At 31.3% G+C, this 15,271-nt stretch carries 17 protein-coding genes; 16 read left to right on the forward strand and 1 reads right to left on the reverse strand.

The window, feature by feature from the left end; all coding sequences use genetic code 11:
• Positions 1-92 precede the first annotated feature (92 nt).
• The 6 genes from QFA95_RS02705 to rfbA are packed head-to-tail and all read left to right on the forward strand — an operon-like array spanning position 93 to position 4,792.
• Complete coding sequence (locus QFA95_RS02705) at positions 93-665, forward strand: D-sedoheptulose-7-phosphate isomerase (RefSeq protein WP_486463298.1); 573 nt, start codon at positions 93-95, stop codon at positions 663-665.
• A complete protein-coding gene (gene rfbB, locus QFA95_RS02710) occupies positions 662-1,720 on the forward strand; it encodes a dTDP-glucose 4,6-dehydratase (protein ID WP_486463299.1) in 1,059 nt (352 codons plus the stop codon). The genes QFA95_RS02705 and rfbB overlap by 4 nt, the downstream gene beginning before the upstream one ends.
• Positions 1,717-2,565 carry a dTDP-4-dehydrorhamnose reductase gene (rfbD, locus tag QFA95_RS02715; protein ID WP_486463300.1) on the forward strand — a complete coding sequence of 283 codons (849 nt, stop codon included), beginning with the start codon at positions 1,717-1,719 and terminating at the stop codon, positions 2,563-2,565. The genes rfbB and rfbD overlap by 4 nt, the downstream gene beginning before the upstream one ends.
• The gene (cysC, locus tag QFA95_RS02720) at positions 2,558-3,142 is read left to right on the forward strand and encodes an adenylyl-sulfate kinase (protein WP_486463301.1); all 585 of its coding nucleotides are present in this window, start codon (positions 2,558-2,560) and stop codon (positions 3,140-3,142) included. The genes rfbD and cysC overlap by 8 nt, the downstream gene beginning before the upstream one ends.
• Entirely contained in the window at positions 3,103-3,933 is an 831-nt protein-coding gene (cysQ, locus tag QFA95_RS02725; protein WP_486463302.1) for a 3'(2'),5'-bisphosphate nucleotidase CysQ, read from the forward strand. The genes cysC and cysQ overlap by 40 nt, the downstream gene beginning before the upstream one ends.
• The gene (rfbA, locus tag QFA95_RS02730) at positions 3,923-4,792 is read left to right on the forward strand and encodes a glucose-1-phosphate thymidylyltransferase RfbA (protein WP_486463303.1); all 870 of its coding nucleotides are present in this window, start codon (positions 3,923-3,925) and stop codon (positions 4,790-4,792) included. The genes cysQ and rfbA overlap by 11 nt, the downstream gene beginning before the upstream one ends.
• A gap of 2 nt (positions 4,793-4,794) precedes the next feature.
• Here the strand turns inward: rfbA and QFA95_RS02735 are convergent, their stop codons facing one another.
• Complete coding sequence (locus tag QFA95_RS02735; protein ID WP_486463304.1) at positions 4,795-5,718, reverse strand: hypothetical protein; 924 nt, start codon at positions 5,716-5,718, stop codon at positions 4,795-4,797.
• Between the two features lie 14 nt (positions 5,719-5,732).
• Here QFA95_RS02735 and QFA95_RS02740 point away from each other — a divergent pair, with 14 nt between their 5' ends.
• From QFA95_RS02740 to QFA95_RS02785, 10 genes are all read left to right on the forward strand, one after another.
• The gene (locus QFA95_RS02740; RefSeq protein WP_486463305.1) at positions 5,733-6,383 is read left to right on the forward strand and encodes a hypothetical protein; all 651 of its coding nucleotides are present in this window, start codon (positions 5,733-5,735) and stop codon (positions 6,381-6,383) included.
• Between the two features lies 1 nt (position 6,384).
• Complete coding sequence (gene galE / locus QFA95_RS02745) at positions 6,385-7,392, forward strand: UDP-glucose 4-epimerase GalE (RefSeq protein WP_486463306.1); 1,008 nt, start codon at positions 6,385-6,387, stop codon at positions 7,390-7,392.
• Positions 7,389-8,840, forward strand: a complete 1,452-nt coding sequence (locus QFA95_RS02750) for a hypothetical protein (protein ID WP_486463307.1) — start codon at positions 7,389-7,391, stop codon at positions 8,838-8,840. The genes galE and QFA95_RS02750 overlap by 4 nt, the downstream gene beginning before the upstream one ends.
• 241 nt (positions 8,841-9,081) lie before the next feature.
• Positions 9,082-9,909, forward strand: a complete 828-nt coding sequence (locus tag QFA95_RS02755) for an MraY family glycosyltransferase (protein ID WP_486463442.1) — start codon at positions 9,082-9,084, stop codon at positions 9,907-9,909.
• Between the two features lie 37 nt (positions 9,910-9,946).
• Positions 9,947-10,507 carry a dTDP-4-dehydrorhamnose 3,5-epimerase gene (rfbC, locus tag QFA95_RS02760; protein ID WP_486463308.1) on the forward strand — a complete coding sequence of 187 codons (561 nt, stop codon included), beginning with the start codon at positions 9,947-9,949 and terminating at the stop codon, positions 10,505-10,507.
• Entirely contained in the window at positions 10,497-11,690 is a 1,194-nt protein-coding gene (gene lhgO / locus QFA95_RS02765) for an L-2-hydroxyglutarate oxidase (RefSeq protein ID WP_486463309.1), read from the forward strand. The genes rfbC and lhgO overlap by 11 nt, the downstream gene beginning before the upstream one ends.
• Positions 11,687-12,400, forward strand: coding sequence for a glycosyltransferase (locus QFA95_RS02770; RefSeq protein WP_486463310.1), 714 nt, complete (start codon positions 11,687-11,689; stop codon positions 12,398-12,400). Before lhgO ends, QFA95_RS02770 begins: the two co-directional genes overlap by 4 nt.
• Positions 12,401-12,402: 2 nt before the next feature.
• Positions 12,403-13,176 (forward strand): glucose-1-phosphate cytidylyltransferase, encoded by a 774-nt coding sequence (rfbF, locus tag QFA95_RS02775; RefSeq protein ID WP_486463311.1) that lies wholly within the window; start codon positions 12,403-12,405, stop codon positions 13,174-13,176.
• Complete coding sequence (locus QFA95_RS02780; RefSeq protein ID WP_486463312.1) at positions 13,158-14,234, forward strand: TIGR00180 family glycosyltransferase; 1,077 nt, start codon at positions 13,158-13,160, stop codon at positions 14,232-14,234. The genes rfbF and QFA95_RS02780 overlap by 19 nt, the downstream gene beginning before the upstream one ends.
• Positions 14,231-15,271, forward strand: a complete 1,041-nt coding sequence (locus tag QFA95_RS02785) for an NAD-dependent epimerase/dehydratase family protein (protein ID WP_486463313.1) — start codon at positions 14,231-14,233, stop codon at positions 15,269-15,271. Before QFA95_RS02780 ends, QFA95_RS02785 begins: the two co-directional genes overlap by 4 nt.

Raw genomic sequence — 15,271 nt, forward strand, 5'->3', positions numbered from 1 at the left:
AGAAAATAATCAACTTAAAAACCAGCTTCGGCTGGTTTTTTTTGTCAAAAAGATTCATGATCGAATTTAATTCCTTGGTTATAATATGTGTTATGAACAAAATTATTAGCCAACACCTCCAAGAGCACCAGACCGTATTATCCACCCTTAAATTATTAGCTCCTCAAATCGAAACAGTGGCAAACCAGATGATCCAGGCCTTACAGAATGGAAACACCATCTTTTGGTGCGGGAATGGTGGCAGCGCTTCTGACGCACAACATTTAGCAGGGGAGTTAGTCGGCCGTTTTGTCGGGGATCGTAAAGCCCTTAAATCAATATCACTGAATGCAGATTCTGCGGTTATGACCTGTATTGTTAATGATTATGGTTATGAACATATATTTTCACGCCAGGTGGAAGGATTGGGAGTTAAGGGGGACGTGTTGGTGGGTATTACCACCTCCGGTAATAGTGAGAACGTACTCAACGCCCTAGCACTCGCCAATCAAAAACAGATGACCACTGTTGGCTTATTAGGCAAGGGTGGGGGCAAAGCATTATCTTTAGTGAAAGAGGCTATTGTCATTAACTCCAATACAACAGCGCGCATCCAGGAAATGCACATCACCATCGGTCACATTTTGTGTGACCTCATTGAAGAAGGATTACATTTAAAAGTATGAGCATCATCGTCACCGGCGCGGCCGGATTTATCGGCTCAAATTTTGTTTTAAATTGGCTTGCTAACAATAACGAAAAAGTCATCGCGTTAGATAAATTGACCTACGCGGGTAACCTTGAGAATTTAAAATCAGTTGAATCAAACACCAACTATCTTTTTGTGCAAGGTGATATTGGCGATTCAACACTGATGGCTAAATTATTACAAGAACACCAGCCCCGTGCGGTTGTGAATTTTGCGGCGGAGAGTCATGTGGACCGATCCATCCATGGACCGGATGACTTTATACAGACCAACATTATGGGCACCTATCGCCTGCTGGAAGAGGCTCGATCATTTTTTAATACCTTGAGCGATGATTCAAAAAAACAATTCCGTTTTCTGCATGTATCTACCGATGAGGTATATGGTACCTTAAGTTCAACTGATCCGGCGTTTAAAGAAACAAATCCCTACGAACCCAACAGCCCATACAGTGCCTCCAAGGCGGCATCAGATCATTTGGTCCGTGCCTGGCACCACACCTATGGCTTGCCAGTTTTAACGACCAATTGTTCCAATAACTACGGACCTTATCACTTCCCCGAAAAACTCATCCCACTGTGTATCCTCAAGGCCCTGCAAGGCCAGGACTTACCAATCTATGGCGACGGTCAGCAAGTACGTGACTGGCTTTATGTGGTTGATCACTGCAAAGGTATTGCAACTGTATTGGAGAAGGGTGTTGTAGGTGAGACCTACAACATCGGCGGCTGGAATGAGAAGGCGAATCTTGAGGTAGTGTATACCTTATGTGATTTACTAGACGAACTCAAACCCCGCGATGATGGCAAGTCGTATAAAAATCAAATTACTTTTGTTAAAGATAGACCTGGGCACGATCGCCGCTATGCGATTGACGCCACCAAGATTAGTAATGAGCTCGGCTGGAAACCGGAAGAAACGTTTGAGACCGGGATCCGTAAGACCGTCCAGTGGTACCTGAATAACCAGGAGTGGGTCGCTCATGTTCAGTCGGGTGAGTACCAACACTGGCTCAATAAAAACTATTCATGAAGATCCTCATTACGGGTGTCAAAGGTCAGGTGGGTCATGCACTCATGCGAGAACTCACCGAGCATGAATTGATCGGCTTAACCCGGCAGGACTGCGACCTGACTAACCTAGATCAAATAAAAGAGGTCATCGACCATCATCAACCGGAGCTCATTATCAACCCCGCAGCGTATACGAAAGTCGATCAGGCCGAGGACGAGCCCGAGTTGGCTTTTAAAATAAACCGAGACGCACCCAAGGTGATGGCGGAAAAAGCACGTGAATACAATATCCCGCTCATCCACTTCTCCACCGACTACGTGTTTGATGGTGAAAAAAAAGCGGCTTATGTGGAGGATGATCCCACCCATCCGTTAGGCGTTTATGGTCAGTCCAAGTGTGCGGGTGAGGAGGCGGTCCAGGAAGTGGGTGGATTAATTTATATTTTTAGGACGAGTTGGGTGTATTCGAACATTGGGTATAATTTTTACCTCACCATGAAGCGATTGAGCCAAGAGCGCGATGAATTGAAAGTCGTGGCAGACCAAACAGGCGTCCCGACCTCAAACCAATTTATTGCCGAGCAAATCAAAGTGATCATCCCGCAACTTACAGACATCAATACCGGGGTCTATCAATTGGTGCCGGATGGATCGTGCTCCTGGTACGAGTTTGCTCAAGCCATTATGAGCCAAACCAGCCTGCAATTTGATTTGGATAATTTATATGCGATTCAAACCCATGAGTTCCCAACAAAAACCAAACGACCCGCAAACAGTATCTTAAACAATGCTAAAATCAAACAATCGTTTCATTTAACTTTGAACGATTGGTCGAAAGAATTACAAAAGATTATTCATGGATAAGCATATACAATTTCAACACTTTGCCTTAACGCAAACCGAGCGCGCGAACATCAAACAGCAGGGCCCGATGTGTCTATGGATGACGGGTCTGTCGGGAGCTGGGAAATCAACCTTAGCAAACGCGTTAGAACAAGAACTCAATAAAAAAGGTAAGCACACTTATATCCTGGACGGGGATAACTTGCGCCATGGTCTTAATTCAGATTTAGGCTTCACAGAAGCCGACCGCAATGAGAATGTTAGGCGAGCAGCCGAAGCAGCAAATTTGATGGTCGATGCGGGATTGATTGTGATCGTCGGCTTGATCTCTCCGTTTAAAAAAGAACGTGACTGGGCGAGAAGTCGCTTTAAAGACAATCAATTTAAAGAGATCTATGTCTCAACCTCACTCAAAGAGTGCGAACAGCGTGATACCAAGGGTCTCTATGAAAAAGCCCGACAGGGTGAAGTCAAAGACTTTACCGGTATTGACTCGCCTTATGAGGCACCCGATAACCCAGACATCATCATCGACACCGAAAATAGAACAGTGGATGAATGCGTGCACATGATTTTACAAAAGGTTGGTCTGATGTGACTAGATGGAGTTTGGAGTTATTAGACCAAGTGAAAGGTGTTTCTGAAGAAGCCGGGCGTGCGATTCTTCAGATTTACCAGCAGGACGACGTGGGTATCCAAACCAAGGGTGATCAGAGCCCACTGACCCAAGCAGATGAAGCTTCCCATGAGATCATCACCAAAACCCTCAAGCAACTCACCCCAGATATTCCTATCCTTAGTGAGGAAGGTTTCTTACTTGGCGGCGAGGTCGATACCTTCTGGTGTGTGGATCCCCTGGATGGCACCAAGGAGTTCATCAAAAAAAATGACGAGTTTACGGTGAACATCGCCCTGATCGAAGATCATCAACCCATCTTAGGCGTGATTCATGTTCCAGTAACAAATGAAACTTTCATGGCTTTACAAGGCGAGGGTGCGTTTAAGACACAAAACAATCAAACGCAGACGCTAACCAAACAAACCCGTGAAAATCATTCACCTCAGATCTTTGCGGTGTCTCGATCGCACCTGAATGAAAAAACCGAAGCCTTTATTAATCTGCATCAAGCAACAACTGTACCAGCTGGATCGAGTTTAAAATTAACACTATTAGCGGAAGGAAAGGCCGACGCCTACCCAAGGTTCGGTCCAACCTCGCTCTGGGACATGGCAGCCGGTCACGCGATTTTAAAAGAGACTGGGGGTGAGATCTATACCTTAGATTACCAACCCTTGGTTTATAATATTAATCAAATACTCAATCCGGACCTTATTGCTGTGAGAGATAAAAATATAAAGTTTAATATGGAGGAAAAACATGAAGCGTAAGGGCATAATTTTGGCGGGAGGCTCTGGCACAAGACTGTATCCTGTGACGCAGACCATCTCCAAACAACTCCTCCCAGTGTATGACAAGCCGATGATTTATTATCCACTCACCACACTCATGATTGGCGGTATGAGGGATATCTTGATTATCTCTACCCCGGAAGATACCGCCCGATTTGAATCTTTATTGGGTGACGGGTCGCAGTGGGGAGTGAATTTTAAATACAAGATCCAACCCAGCCCGGATGGGTTAGCCCAAGCCTTTCTATTGGGCGAAGAATTTATCGGCGATGATCCGTCAGCTCTCATCTTAGGCGACAATATTTTTTACGGTCATGATTTACAAGAATTACTCCAGTCAGCAGACAAAAGAGAAACTGGGGCAACGGTGTTTGCCTATCACGTGCATGATCCGGAACGTTATGGCGTGGCTGAATTTGATGGCAACAACCAAGTGATTTCCTTAGAAGAAAAACCCACTCAACCTAAATCCAGTTATGCGCTCACTGGCCTCTATTTTTATGACGAGCAGGTGGTTGAACTAGCCAAGAGTCTCAAACCTTCACCGCGAGGTGAGCTGGAAATTACCGATCTCAATAAACTCTACCTTACTCAAAAAAACTTAAGTGTCGAGATCATGGACCGTGGTTATGCTTGGCTAGATACTGGCACACACGACTCTCTGTTGGATGCGGGACAGTTTATTTCTACTATTGAAAATCGTCAGGGATTAAAGGTAGCGTGCCCGGAGGAGGTAGCATATCGCCAAGGTTGGATTGACTCTTCTCAGTTAAGTGAAATTGCCAAATCTTATAAAAATAATAATTATGGCGATTACCTTCTATCACTACTAAATTAATTTTATAAAAAAAATCTATGATTTGAATATAAAGGTCTAAGGAAGGATTTTATAAAGTAAATAAATTTTCTTATCTTAAAAGAAAAACTAATATTTTGTTTTTTGGAGATTTTTTTTATTTGCTTTTGAATTAACTTTTCTTTGCTGTCGAATTTGAAAGAATTATTAATCAAAGGTAGTTTTTTTAGAATTTTATAAAGAGCTATAGTTTCAGATGAAAGGTTAAATTTTTGATTGGAAGATCTTAAATAAGATGAATTATAAAAGTGTTGTTTGAATCTAGAAAATTTTTCTGTGTCATGAGTGATTTGAAGATATTTTTCGATATTTTTTAAACACCTTTCTTTGCTATTAACAAAATCATTAAAACATAACGAATAAAATTTTTTATCTTTCAAAAATTTTAGGATTGAATGATTATCGCTAAGCCACAAACCCTCAGCTTCGTCAAAAGGAATGAAGTCTCTTTTTGTGATGCTATGAATGAACTCGCTAGGATCTCTGTAAAGAAATAAATAATCAATTTCATAATTTTTTTTTATTAAAACCTCATGCCAGCATTGAGCAAGAGTAGACATTCTAGGATCTTTAAGCAGTATGTTCCCTTCACTGTTAGAGATAATTTTATTAACACTCGTGTCAATTAGATTCAAGTATTTTTTTTTAATTTTTCGATGAATACTAAACCACACAAAATTATTTTTTTTTAAGATATATTCATTTGTTCCCAATAAATGAATATTTTCATAATGACCTTTAGGGTTGCTTTTTTTAATTTTATCAATCAAATAACTGACTTTTAGTGTTTCTCCAGAATTGTAGTTGAAACACTCAAAAAATTTTGAAATTAGACTGCTACCCGATCTGCCACTTGTAAGGATAATTAAAATTTTGTTTTTGTATTTTGAGTTCCGGTTTGATTTCATTGTATTATGTTTATATGAATCTATTTTATTTTGATGCAATGTTCATTTTAATCTTGTCTATACAGACTTTTGTAGTTTATCTTGATAATCATATTAATTTAAATATTTTTTATAAAAAAATAACATCAAAAAACATTGCTACGGCATATACACAAAGAAGCAAATATCTCTATATTACACGATCTATATTTTTTATTACACCACCACTTTTAGGTGTTGGCTTAACGCGATTTACACAAAATGAGTTTGTGTTTTGTTTTATTTCAGCAGTTTGTATTACTTTTGTTTTATCATTTATTCAATTTTGGATTTTTATAAGAAATAACCTTTTTTTTAATTTTTTAAAAGACAATTTTTTTCTTTTATTTAAAAAAATTAGTTTCTATATTGGAATTTTTGCCTTTTCAATATATTTATTATCTCCTTTTATATTGAATTTTATTGCTTTTATTTTTAGTGATTCTGCTCTTTGGATTGTTCAGCTTAACCCTGTTGTGTCTTCAATAGCAACTACATATATAGTTTTTTGCCTAGACCCAAAGATCTCCAAAGCTGTTGATAAGAGTTCTAATTTAAATCTTGTTTTTTTTGAGAGTATTTTAGTTAGAATTTTAGGTAGATTTTTAATTCTTCTTATATCGCTCCTAATTTTTTTAAAAATTTAATATGAATTTCACCCTTCTTACAGGTGGTTTAGGATATATAGGTAGTCATATTGCTGTTGATTTAATTAATAACGAGCATAATGTTGTCATAGTCGATAATTTAAGTAATTCTTCAATTGAGACTTTGGATAAAATAAAATCCATATCAAGCAAATTTAATAAAAATATTATTTTTTTCAATGTAGATATTACAAATTATGAAGATGTTAACAATATATTTGAATCATATAAAATAAATTCTGTTATCCATTTAGCAGCCTTAAAATCAATTCCTGAATCTTTTAATTATCCGGATTTGTATTATAAAAATAACGTTGTTGGCTTAAAAAATATTTTTAGCTTATCTGATAAACATAATGTAAGGTCTTTTATATTTTCCTCATCAGCAGCTATTTATGACTTCTCAAATAAATATCCTGTGAATGAGAGTGGTACGCTTAGCTATAGTAATCCTTATGCAAAAACTAAATTACAATGCGAGGAATTTTTACAAGAAAATCATAAAAACAATAACTTTAGTGTTGGTATACTCAGATATTTTAATCCTGCAGGAAATATCAAGTCTGGATTGATTGGTGATTTTATAAAAAAAGAAAGCAGCAACTTATTTCCAATGATATTTAAGAGCATATTAAATAACGATGAAATTTTAATATTCGGTAGTGACTATAATACATTTGATGGTTCACCTATAAGAGATTTTATTCATGTTGTTGATTTATCAAATGCTCATGTTTCAACAATGACTTTTCTTGAAAATACAAATGGAATCCATGTTTTTAATGTAGGTACTGGTTCTGGTTTCACTGTTAAACAAATTTTGGATACTTTTGCAGATGTTAATTCAGTAAAAATTAATTATAAATTTTCAGAAAGAAGATTGGGAGATATCGGTATTTCATTTGCCGATACAAGCAAGATATATTCACAAATAGGTTGGCGAGCAACTAAATCAATTGAAGATATTTGCAAAGATGCATTTAAATTTTTTAAAGAGAACTATTTATGAGTTGTTTAGGTTATTTTAAAAAAAGAAATCTAGAAAACATATATAGATTTACTCCTTTTTTAGTATTTTTTATTTATACATTGTTCCTATTGTATTTAAATAATAACTATATTAATAATGACGGCATCGGTTATCTTGTTATTGCCAATCTTATTGGTGCTGGCAATATTGAAAAAGCAATTGAATTGAATGTGGATTTATTCTTTCCTAATTTAATTTTTTTATTTTCTAAGTATTTTTTTATTGATTTATTTTTAGCAGCAAAGTTAATTACTTTAATATTTTTTTTAATATTTTTCTTTTTTTTCTCTTCAATAATAAGACTTTTATTAAAAGATAAATTAGCTAATTTTATATCATTAATAAGTTTAATTTGTTTTTATCAACTATTTGATAAGTATCTACCTATGATAATTAGAGAACCGGGATTTTGGGCTGCTGGTATTGGCGGGATATTCTTTTATCTAAAATCATTTTTAGAAAGAAAACCATTTTTTTTAATTTATTCGATAATGTTTTTTGTACTTGCATCTCTATTTAGAACTGAAGGATTATTTTTTGCATTATCTTCTTTTTTAGTGCTAACAATTGTATTGTTAGCAAATATATTTAAGCAACATAACTTTAAAATTCCATATAAAAAAATAATTAACTATATTTTTATTTTTTTTGTAATTATTACCTTGCTCAGCTACTTTTATTTTTCTAATAAAATTTATTTTCATAGGATAAATGAAATTATAGAAAGGATTGGTGTTATTTTTAACCCTCTTGATTTATCTTCAAATGATAAATGGTTAATAGAGTTGATTAAAGATAATCCACTCTTACTAAAAGTTTCATTTTATTCCTCACTATTCACTTATAAACTTTTAAATTTAATAGGTGTAATAAATATTTTAATTATTTCTCTATCATTTAAATCAAGATTACTCGATAAAAAATTGAAGGTGATTTTATTATCAGCTTTTTGTGTAACACTTGTTCCTCCATTATTAAATTTATTTTCATCAAATGTAATTTCTTCTAGATATTTAATTTTAAGCTCTATTGTTCTTTTCATTTTTCACAGTATCGGTATTCACTATTTATTTTTTCAAATACAAAAAAAATTAATACACTATCTGTTTTCTTTATTTATTCTAATAAATGTTTTATTTATTTCTTTTGATAAACAAAAATTAAATGAGGAGAAAGAGATTGTTGATTGGTTTATTAGCAACAATATAAAAATTGAATCGATATTTATTGATAATATGAAAATAAGATTTTACTTTGATAATTATGATTATGTAAATCCACTTAGCCAAGATGATCTACAAAATAATAAGTATAGTTTTTTTGTGTTTGATTCGGAGGTTAAATATGATTTATATAGCATGGGTTTAGTAAAAGTGGACGATGATTCTTTAATCAGAATAAAGAAATATTTTATATATCGAAGATAAAATGAGTGATCTTTTTTTAAATAATATTTATATCTTTTTATTTTTTATAGGTTTGAATTTTTTTCTAATCCGTATTTCTAATTTCAAATCATTTTTAAAATTTTATAGAAATTACGATGCTATTCAAAAAATTCATTTTGGATACATACCTAGAATTGCTGGTCTTTCTTTATTTATCTTCTTATTGTTTATTAGTTTTAATAATTTATTCTTTTTCAGTAATTATATTTTTATGGTCTTGATGATATCAATCCCGTTTGTATGCATATCTTTATTTGAAGACTTTTTTATTGAAATTAGCCCTTTAATTAGATCAATTTTTTTAATTTTATCTGCCTCTTTTCTTGTAATCTTTTTTCTTAAAGATTACCCAACTATTGAATTACCAATACTTAATTATTTTATAAACAATTATCCTTTTATAAACTATATTTTGTTTATATTTTGTATTTATATTCTATGTAATAGTATTAATCTTGTAGATGGAGTTAATGGCTTAGCTTTTTTTAATTGTATTTCGATACTAATGAGTTTGATTTTATTATCGATCAAAATTAATGACCCATATTTCCAGAGTATTTTTCAATTTTTATTATTATGTTACTTGATTCAACTTTTTTTTAATTTCCCAATATCCAAATTTTTTATGGGTGATCTGGGATCCTATTTTGCAGGATTTATTCTCAGCACTCTAATTATTGATTTTTTTGCAAAAAATAATTTATTAATAAATTCATGGATTGCAGTTTTAATTCTTTTTTATCCAATATTTGAGCTTCTATTTTCAACACTCAGAAGATTTTATTTAAGAAAGGGATTAACTTCACCTGATAATAATCATTTACACCATTTAGTTTATAACTTTCTAAATAAAAGACTTAGTAGTAAATTTGCTAATCCCCTAACATCTATAATTCTTCTACCTTTATGGTTTTTCCCATTTTTGTGGATTTCGTATTTTGATGTACTTAATAGTATTTTTTTATCTTTTACAGGAATTGCTTTACAAGTATGTTTGTACATATCAACATATTTTTTTTTCAAAAAATTAAATATATGTAAAATATGATTTACCTAAGTATTTATTTAATTTTTAATTATTGACTATGCCAAAATCGTACAAGCTTTCAATTCCAGATTTGGTTGTTATAGAACCAGATTTATTTGAAGATAATAGAGGTTTTTTTTACGAGTCATACAATAAAAACACTTTTGATGATATTGTTGGCAAAAAAATAGATTTTGTGCAAGATAATCATTCAAAATCAACAAAAGGTATTTTGCGAGGCCTACATTATCAAAAATACCCTTATGAACAAGGAAAGTTGGTAAGGGTGATCAGTGGTGAAGTTTTTGATGTTGCTGTTGATTTAAGACCAAAGTCTCAATCTTTTGGGAATTTTGCTTTTGAATATCTAAGTTCTGAGAATAAAAAACAATTATGGATTCCTGAAGGATTCGCACACGGGTTTCTAGTAATGTCAAAGGAAGTTGATTTTGTTTACAAAACAACTAAATTTTATAATCCACAATCTGAAATAACTATTAATTGGAATGATCCTGATTTAAATATTCCTTGGCCAAAAATTGAAATCTCACTTTCAAATAAAGATTTTAACGGTGTAAGTTTTTCAAATTTTTCGTCAGAATTAAAAAATGATCTTTGATTATGCAGTAATTGGCTCAGGTATAGTTGGGATTTCAGTTGCCTATAATCTATTAAAAAAACATCCAAAGTCAAAAGTCATATTAATTGAAAAAGAATTAAAGCCCCTCTATCATCAATCATCACGAAACAGTGGTGTTATTCATGCTGGATTATATTATTCCCCTGGTTCACAAAAAGCTAAATTTTGTAAACTTGGTCTTGAGAAAACTTACGAATTTTGTAAAAAAAATAATATAAAGTTTGATCGATGTGGAAAGTTAATTGTTGCTTCCAATAGCACTGAGGCTGATGATCTACATAAATTATATGACAATGCAAATAAAAATGGACTTTCTCTTAAACTTATTCCTCAATCAAAATTAAAGATAATTGAGCCAAATTTAATTGGCAATGAAGCAATCTTGAGTCCAAAGACAGGAATAATTGATTGGGCTAATTTTGGTAATATTTTGTTAGAAAAATTTAAAATATTTGGGGGAAATGTAAGATATGATTTTTTGGTTGAAGAGATAAATGAAGATGATAAATTTGTAAGACTTGTTGACCAAGTAGGTAATGCTATTAAAGCACATAAAATAATTTCTTGCGGTGGTTTGCAATCAGACCGCCTGGCTAAGAAGATTGGTATTGAATCAGGGTTACAAATTATTCCATTTCGAGGCGATTATTTTAAATTAAGTAAAAGATATTCAAATATTTTTAAGCATCTTATATATCCTGTTCCACAAAATAATGTCCCATTTCTTGGTATTCATTTTACTAAAACTATTAATGACTCAATGATTATTGGACCTAATGCTTCAATCAATTTTTCTAGAGAAAATTATGAGCGATTCATATTTAATTTTAAAGATATGTTTGACTTTCTTTTCTATAAAGGTTTTTGGAAACTTTTATTAAAAAATAAAAAATTTGTTTTTGATGAACTTTTAACATCTTTCTTTAAATTTTATTATTTAAATAAATGTTCTAAATATTTTAAAGGGTTAACTAATCATGATTTACTACATTATCGTTCTGGAATAAGAGCTCAGGCTGTCATGAATGATGGAACATTAGCTCATGATTTTATTTTTGAAAATACAAAAAAAACATTATTTGTGATTAACGCACCTTCACCTGCTGCTACATCATGTTTACCTATCGGTGAATATGTTGCAGAGAAAATTGATCAAATTTGAAAAATATTAAAAATTTAACACTATCGATAGTTAGTCACAAAAATATTGATGAGATATTTTTGTTACTAGACTCTTTACTTGGTGCTGATTATGAATGTATTGCTAAGATAGTCATCACAATAAATACACCAGAGAATATTTCTGAATCTAATTTTGAAAAATACCCATTTATTTTTAAATTTATTAAAAATAAATCAGTTAAGGGTTTTGGAGAAAATCACAACAAAGCATTTAAGTTTTGTGATACACAATATTTTCTAGTTATCAATCCAGATATTATTTTTCCGACTACTTTTAAATTTCAGAATTTATTATCTAAATTGATTATGCCGTGTGGGTTAGTTACTGGAAATATAATTACGAATAATAAAATAGTACATCCTAGAAAATTCCCTAAAATAAAAGATTATTTACTTTTGAAAAAGAATATTCATTTAGCTTGTCAGTTTAATAATATTGATTGGATATCTGGTTGTTTTATGTTGTTTGATAAAAATATTTTTTCTGTTGTTAATGGATTCGATGAGAGATTCTTTTTATATATGGAAGATGTTGACATATGCCGAAGAATCAAAAAGAATAAATTTGTTATTAGGGTAGTACCTGATGTTAATATTATCCATAATTCAAAAAATAAATCTTATAAATCACTTAAACATTTATTTATGCACATTATTAGTATTTTTAAATATTTTAAAGGATTCGATTGATGATGAAAGTCGTAATTTTAGCTGGTGGATTTGGAACTAGACTCTCTGAGGAGACAGTTAATACACCAAAACCAATGGTAGAGATTGGCGGAAAACCAATTTTATGGCATCTTATGAAATATTTTTCCTATTTTGGTTTAAAAGACTTTGTTATTTGCGCAGGTTATAAGTCTCAACAGATTAAAGATTATTTTTTAAAATATTCATTAATTAATTCTGATTTAAAAATTGATCTTAGTAAAAATAAAGTTGATATTTTGAAAAAAAATATTGATGACTGGTCAATTGAGATTGTCGATACTGGAATTGATTCTATGACAGCAGAGAGGTTAAAAAAAATATCACATTTAATTCATGATGATTTTATATTAACCTATGGCGATGGTCTTGCAAATGTAAATGTTAATTCTCTGATTGATCATCACAAAAAAAATAAAAAATTAGCAACAATTACAGCTGTTAGACCTCCGGCTAGGTTCGGAGCATTGCAACTAGATAAAAAAAATAATTCTGTTTCAGATTTTAAAGAAAAACCTGATGGTGATAATAGTTGGATAAATGGTGGTTTTTTTGTTTTAAATAAAAATATATTTGATTTCATCAGTGAGAAAAATGAAGTTTGGGAAAAAGAACCATTAGAAAGAATTGTAAAAGCCAGTCAACTTAATGCCTATAAACATGATGGATTTTTTCAACCAATGGATACCCTTAGAGATTTAAAAGTTCTTAATAATTTATGGTTAAATGATATGGCGCCATGGAAAATATGGGTTTAGAATCAACAATAATCATTCCAACATTTAATAGACATTCTTTTCTTGTAAGGCTTATTAAATATTACCTAAATGATGATTCTTTCAAATTTTTTAATTTCGTAATTGCAGATTCAAGTAATGAAAATATTTTAAAAAAAAATAAGCTCTTTATTAATAGGCTTAATGCAAAAAATGTATCGTATTATCAATTTTCAAATAAAATTGATGTTAATAAAAAGATATACCTTGCCCTTGAAAAAGTGAAAACAAACTTTGTATCAATCTGTGCGGATGATGATATTATTTTCCTCCGTTCTATTATTCGGTCAATTGACATTTTGAAAAAAGATACTCAATTTTCTAGTGCTACAGGTATTTTTATCAACTTTTCTGTGCATGAAAACGGACATATCTCATTAAATACCGAATATCCCAATAGTGCTCTAACAGATCAATATGCCATAAATAGAATTCGTAATTTATTTATAAGCTATAGAAGTCTTTTGTATGGAACACACAAAACATCAACTATTAAGAAAACTTTCAAATATTTAATAAAAAATAAGTCCTTATGCTTTTCAGAAATTTTTCAATCAACTGCTACATTAATTTCTGGAAAGGTATTTGATATTGGAAATATATTCGGTGCTAGACAATCTGTTACTGAAGCAGATATAAATAGAGATGATTGGGAAACCTTAGCTTGGTTTGAAAAGAATCCAAAAAATTACTTAGAAAATTATTTTCAATATTTCCAAATTTTTTTAAATTACCTTATGAAGGAACATAAATTAATTTTAAATAAAGATGAAATAAATTCCATGCACAGATCTCATTTAAATTTCTTGATACCAAAAAGTAATATTCAACAAGGAAAAAAAACTACAATAATTCTAGATAAGATTTGGTTTAAATTTATTAGTTTAGTAAAAAAGATAAATAATAGTTTTATAAATATTTGCATGTTTTTTTTTCAAAAAAGACATATTTATTTTGATAAAAATGAATATATAAAAAATTTTTTATTAACAAAAAAGATTTGTTTTATTAAAAGAGAGTTGAATAAATACCAAAAATGAAACAAAAAATATTAATAACTGGTGCTCTAGGCTATGTTGGCTCAGTTTTAATTGATCAACTTAAGAACGAGAATTATATTCTTTATGGTTTAGATAACGGTTACTTTGCTAATTGTAATTTTAATGATGATTTTCAGAATGAAATTTTTTTAAACGATATTACTTTTTGCGATATAAGAAATCTTAATCCAGCCATTCTTGACAAAGGTTTTGATGTTGTTGTTAATTTATTGGCAATTTCTAATGATCCAATTGGTAATCAATTTAATGTGGTCACAGATGATATTAATATTAAATCTACAAAGAAATTTATTGATAACTGTATTAAATATGGTGTTAAAAAATTTATATTTGCTTCAAGTTGCAGTGTTTATGGTGACTTGGGAAGTAAAAAGAGGTCTGAGCTAGATCCTGTTAATCCCCTTACCATATATGCTAAATCAAAAATTCATATTGAGACTTACCTCAAAAATGTTACATCTGAAAATTTTAAAGCCATCTCTCTAAGGTTTGCAACGGCATGTGGCTGGAGCAAAAGGTTTAGGGTTGATTTAGTATTAAATGATTTTGTTTTATCTTCTATCCTTAGTAATAGAATTGATCTATTGAGTAGCGGTCTATCTTATAGACCTTTGATTTCTGTATTGGATATGTCTAAAGTTATTAATTTTTTCATAAAACATGACTCAACAGAATTCTACAATTGTTTCAATTCTGGCTCGGATGAATGGAACTATAAAATAATTGATTTGGCCAACCAGGTCGCAGAAATTTGTGGCCATAATAATGTTTATGTTAAAGATAACAAAGCGGTTGATAATAGAAGTTATAAAGTTGATTTTTCAAAGTTAAAAAATTACACAAATAACGAAATCAATTTTCTATCTATAACTGATGTTGTTAAAGAAATGGTAGATGAAATTAGTAATTCAAGTTTTGAAGATCTGAACTTTCGTAATAGTAAATTTAGCAGATTGAGTTACTTAAATTTCTTAATAAGTAAAAAATATATCAATAAAAACTTAGAATGGATTTAA

This window comes from Candidatus Methylolitoribacter marinus, assembly GCF_051853155.1.
GTDB lineage: Bacteria > Pseudomonadota > Gammaproteobacteria > Burkholderiales > Methylophilaceae > BACL14.

Coding starts and splice junctions, on each gene's coding strand:
- QFA95_RS02705 (WP_486463298.1), top strand. CDS start 93: ATGAACAAAATTATTAGCCAACACCTCCAAGAGCACCAGACCGTATTA.
- rfbB (WP_486463299.1), top strand. CDS start 662: ATGAGCATCATCGTCACCGGCGCGGCCGGATTTATCGGCTCAAATTTT.
- rfbD (WP_486463300.1), top strand. CDS start 1,717: ATGAAGATCCTCATTACGGGTGTCAAAGGTCAGGTGGGTCATGCACTC.
- cysC (WP_486463301.1), top strand. CDS start 2,558: ATGGATAAGCATATACAATTTCAACACTTTGCCTTAACGCAAACCGAG.
- cysQ (WP_486463302.1), top strand. CDS start 3,103: ATGCGTGCACATGATTTTACAAAAGGTTGGTCTGATGTGACTAGATGG.
- rfbA (WP_486463303.1), top strand. CDS start 3,923: ATGAAGCGTAAGGGCATAATTTTGGCGGGAGGCTCTGGCACAAGACTG.
- QFA95_RS02735 (WP_486463304.1), bottom strand. CDS start 5,718: ATGAAATCAAACCGGAACTCAAAATACAAAAACAAAATTTTAATTATC.
- QFA95_RS02740 (WP_486463305.1), top strand. CDS start 5,733: ATGAATCTATTTTATTTTGATGCAATGTTCATTTTAATCTTGTCTATA.
- galE (WP_486463306.1), top strand. CDS start 6,385: ATGAATTTCACCCTTCTTACAGGTGGTTTAGGATATATAGGTAGTCAT.
- QFA95_RS02750 (WP_486463307.1), top strand. CDS start 7,389: ATGAGTTGTTTAGGTTATTTTAAAAAAAGAAATCTAGAAAACATATAT.
- QFA95_RS02755 (WP_486463442.1), top strand. CDS start 9,082: ATGATATCAATCCCGTTTGTATGCATATCTTTATTTGAAGACTTTTTT.
- rfbC (WP_486463308.1), top strand. CDS start 9,947: ATGCCAAAATCGTACAAGCTTTCAATTCCAGATTTGGTTGTTATAGAA.
- lhgO (WP_486463309.1), top strand. CDS start 10,497: ATGATCTTTGATTATGCAGTAATTGGCTCAGGTATAGTTGGGATTTCA.
- rfbF (WP_486463311.1), top strand. CDS start 12,403: ATGAAAGTCGTAATTTTAGCTGGTGGATTTGGAACTAGACTCTCTGAG.
- QFA95_RS02780 (WP_486463312.1), top strand. CDS start 13,158: ATGGAAAATATGGGTTTAGAATCAACAATAATCATTCCAACATTTAAT.
- QFA95_RS02785 (WP_486463313.1), top strand. CDS start 14,231: ATGAAACAAAAAATATTAATAACTGGTGCTCTAGGCTATGTTGGCTCA.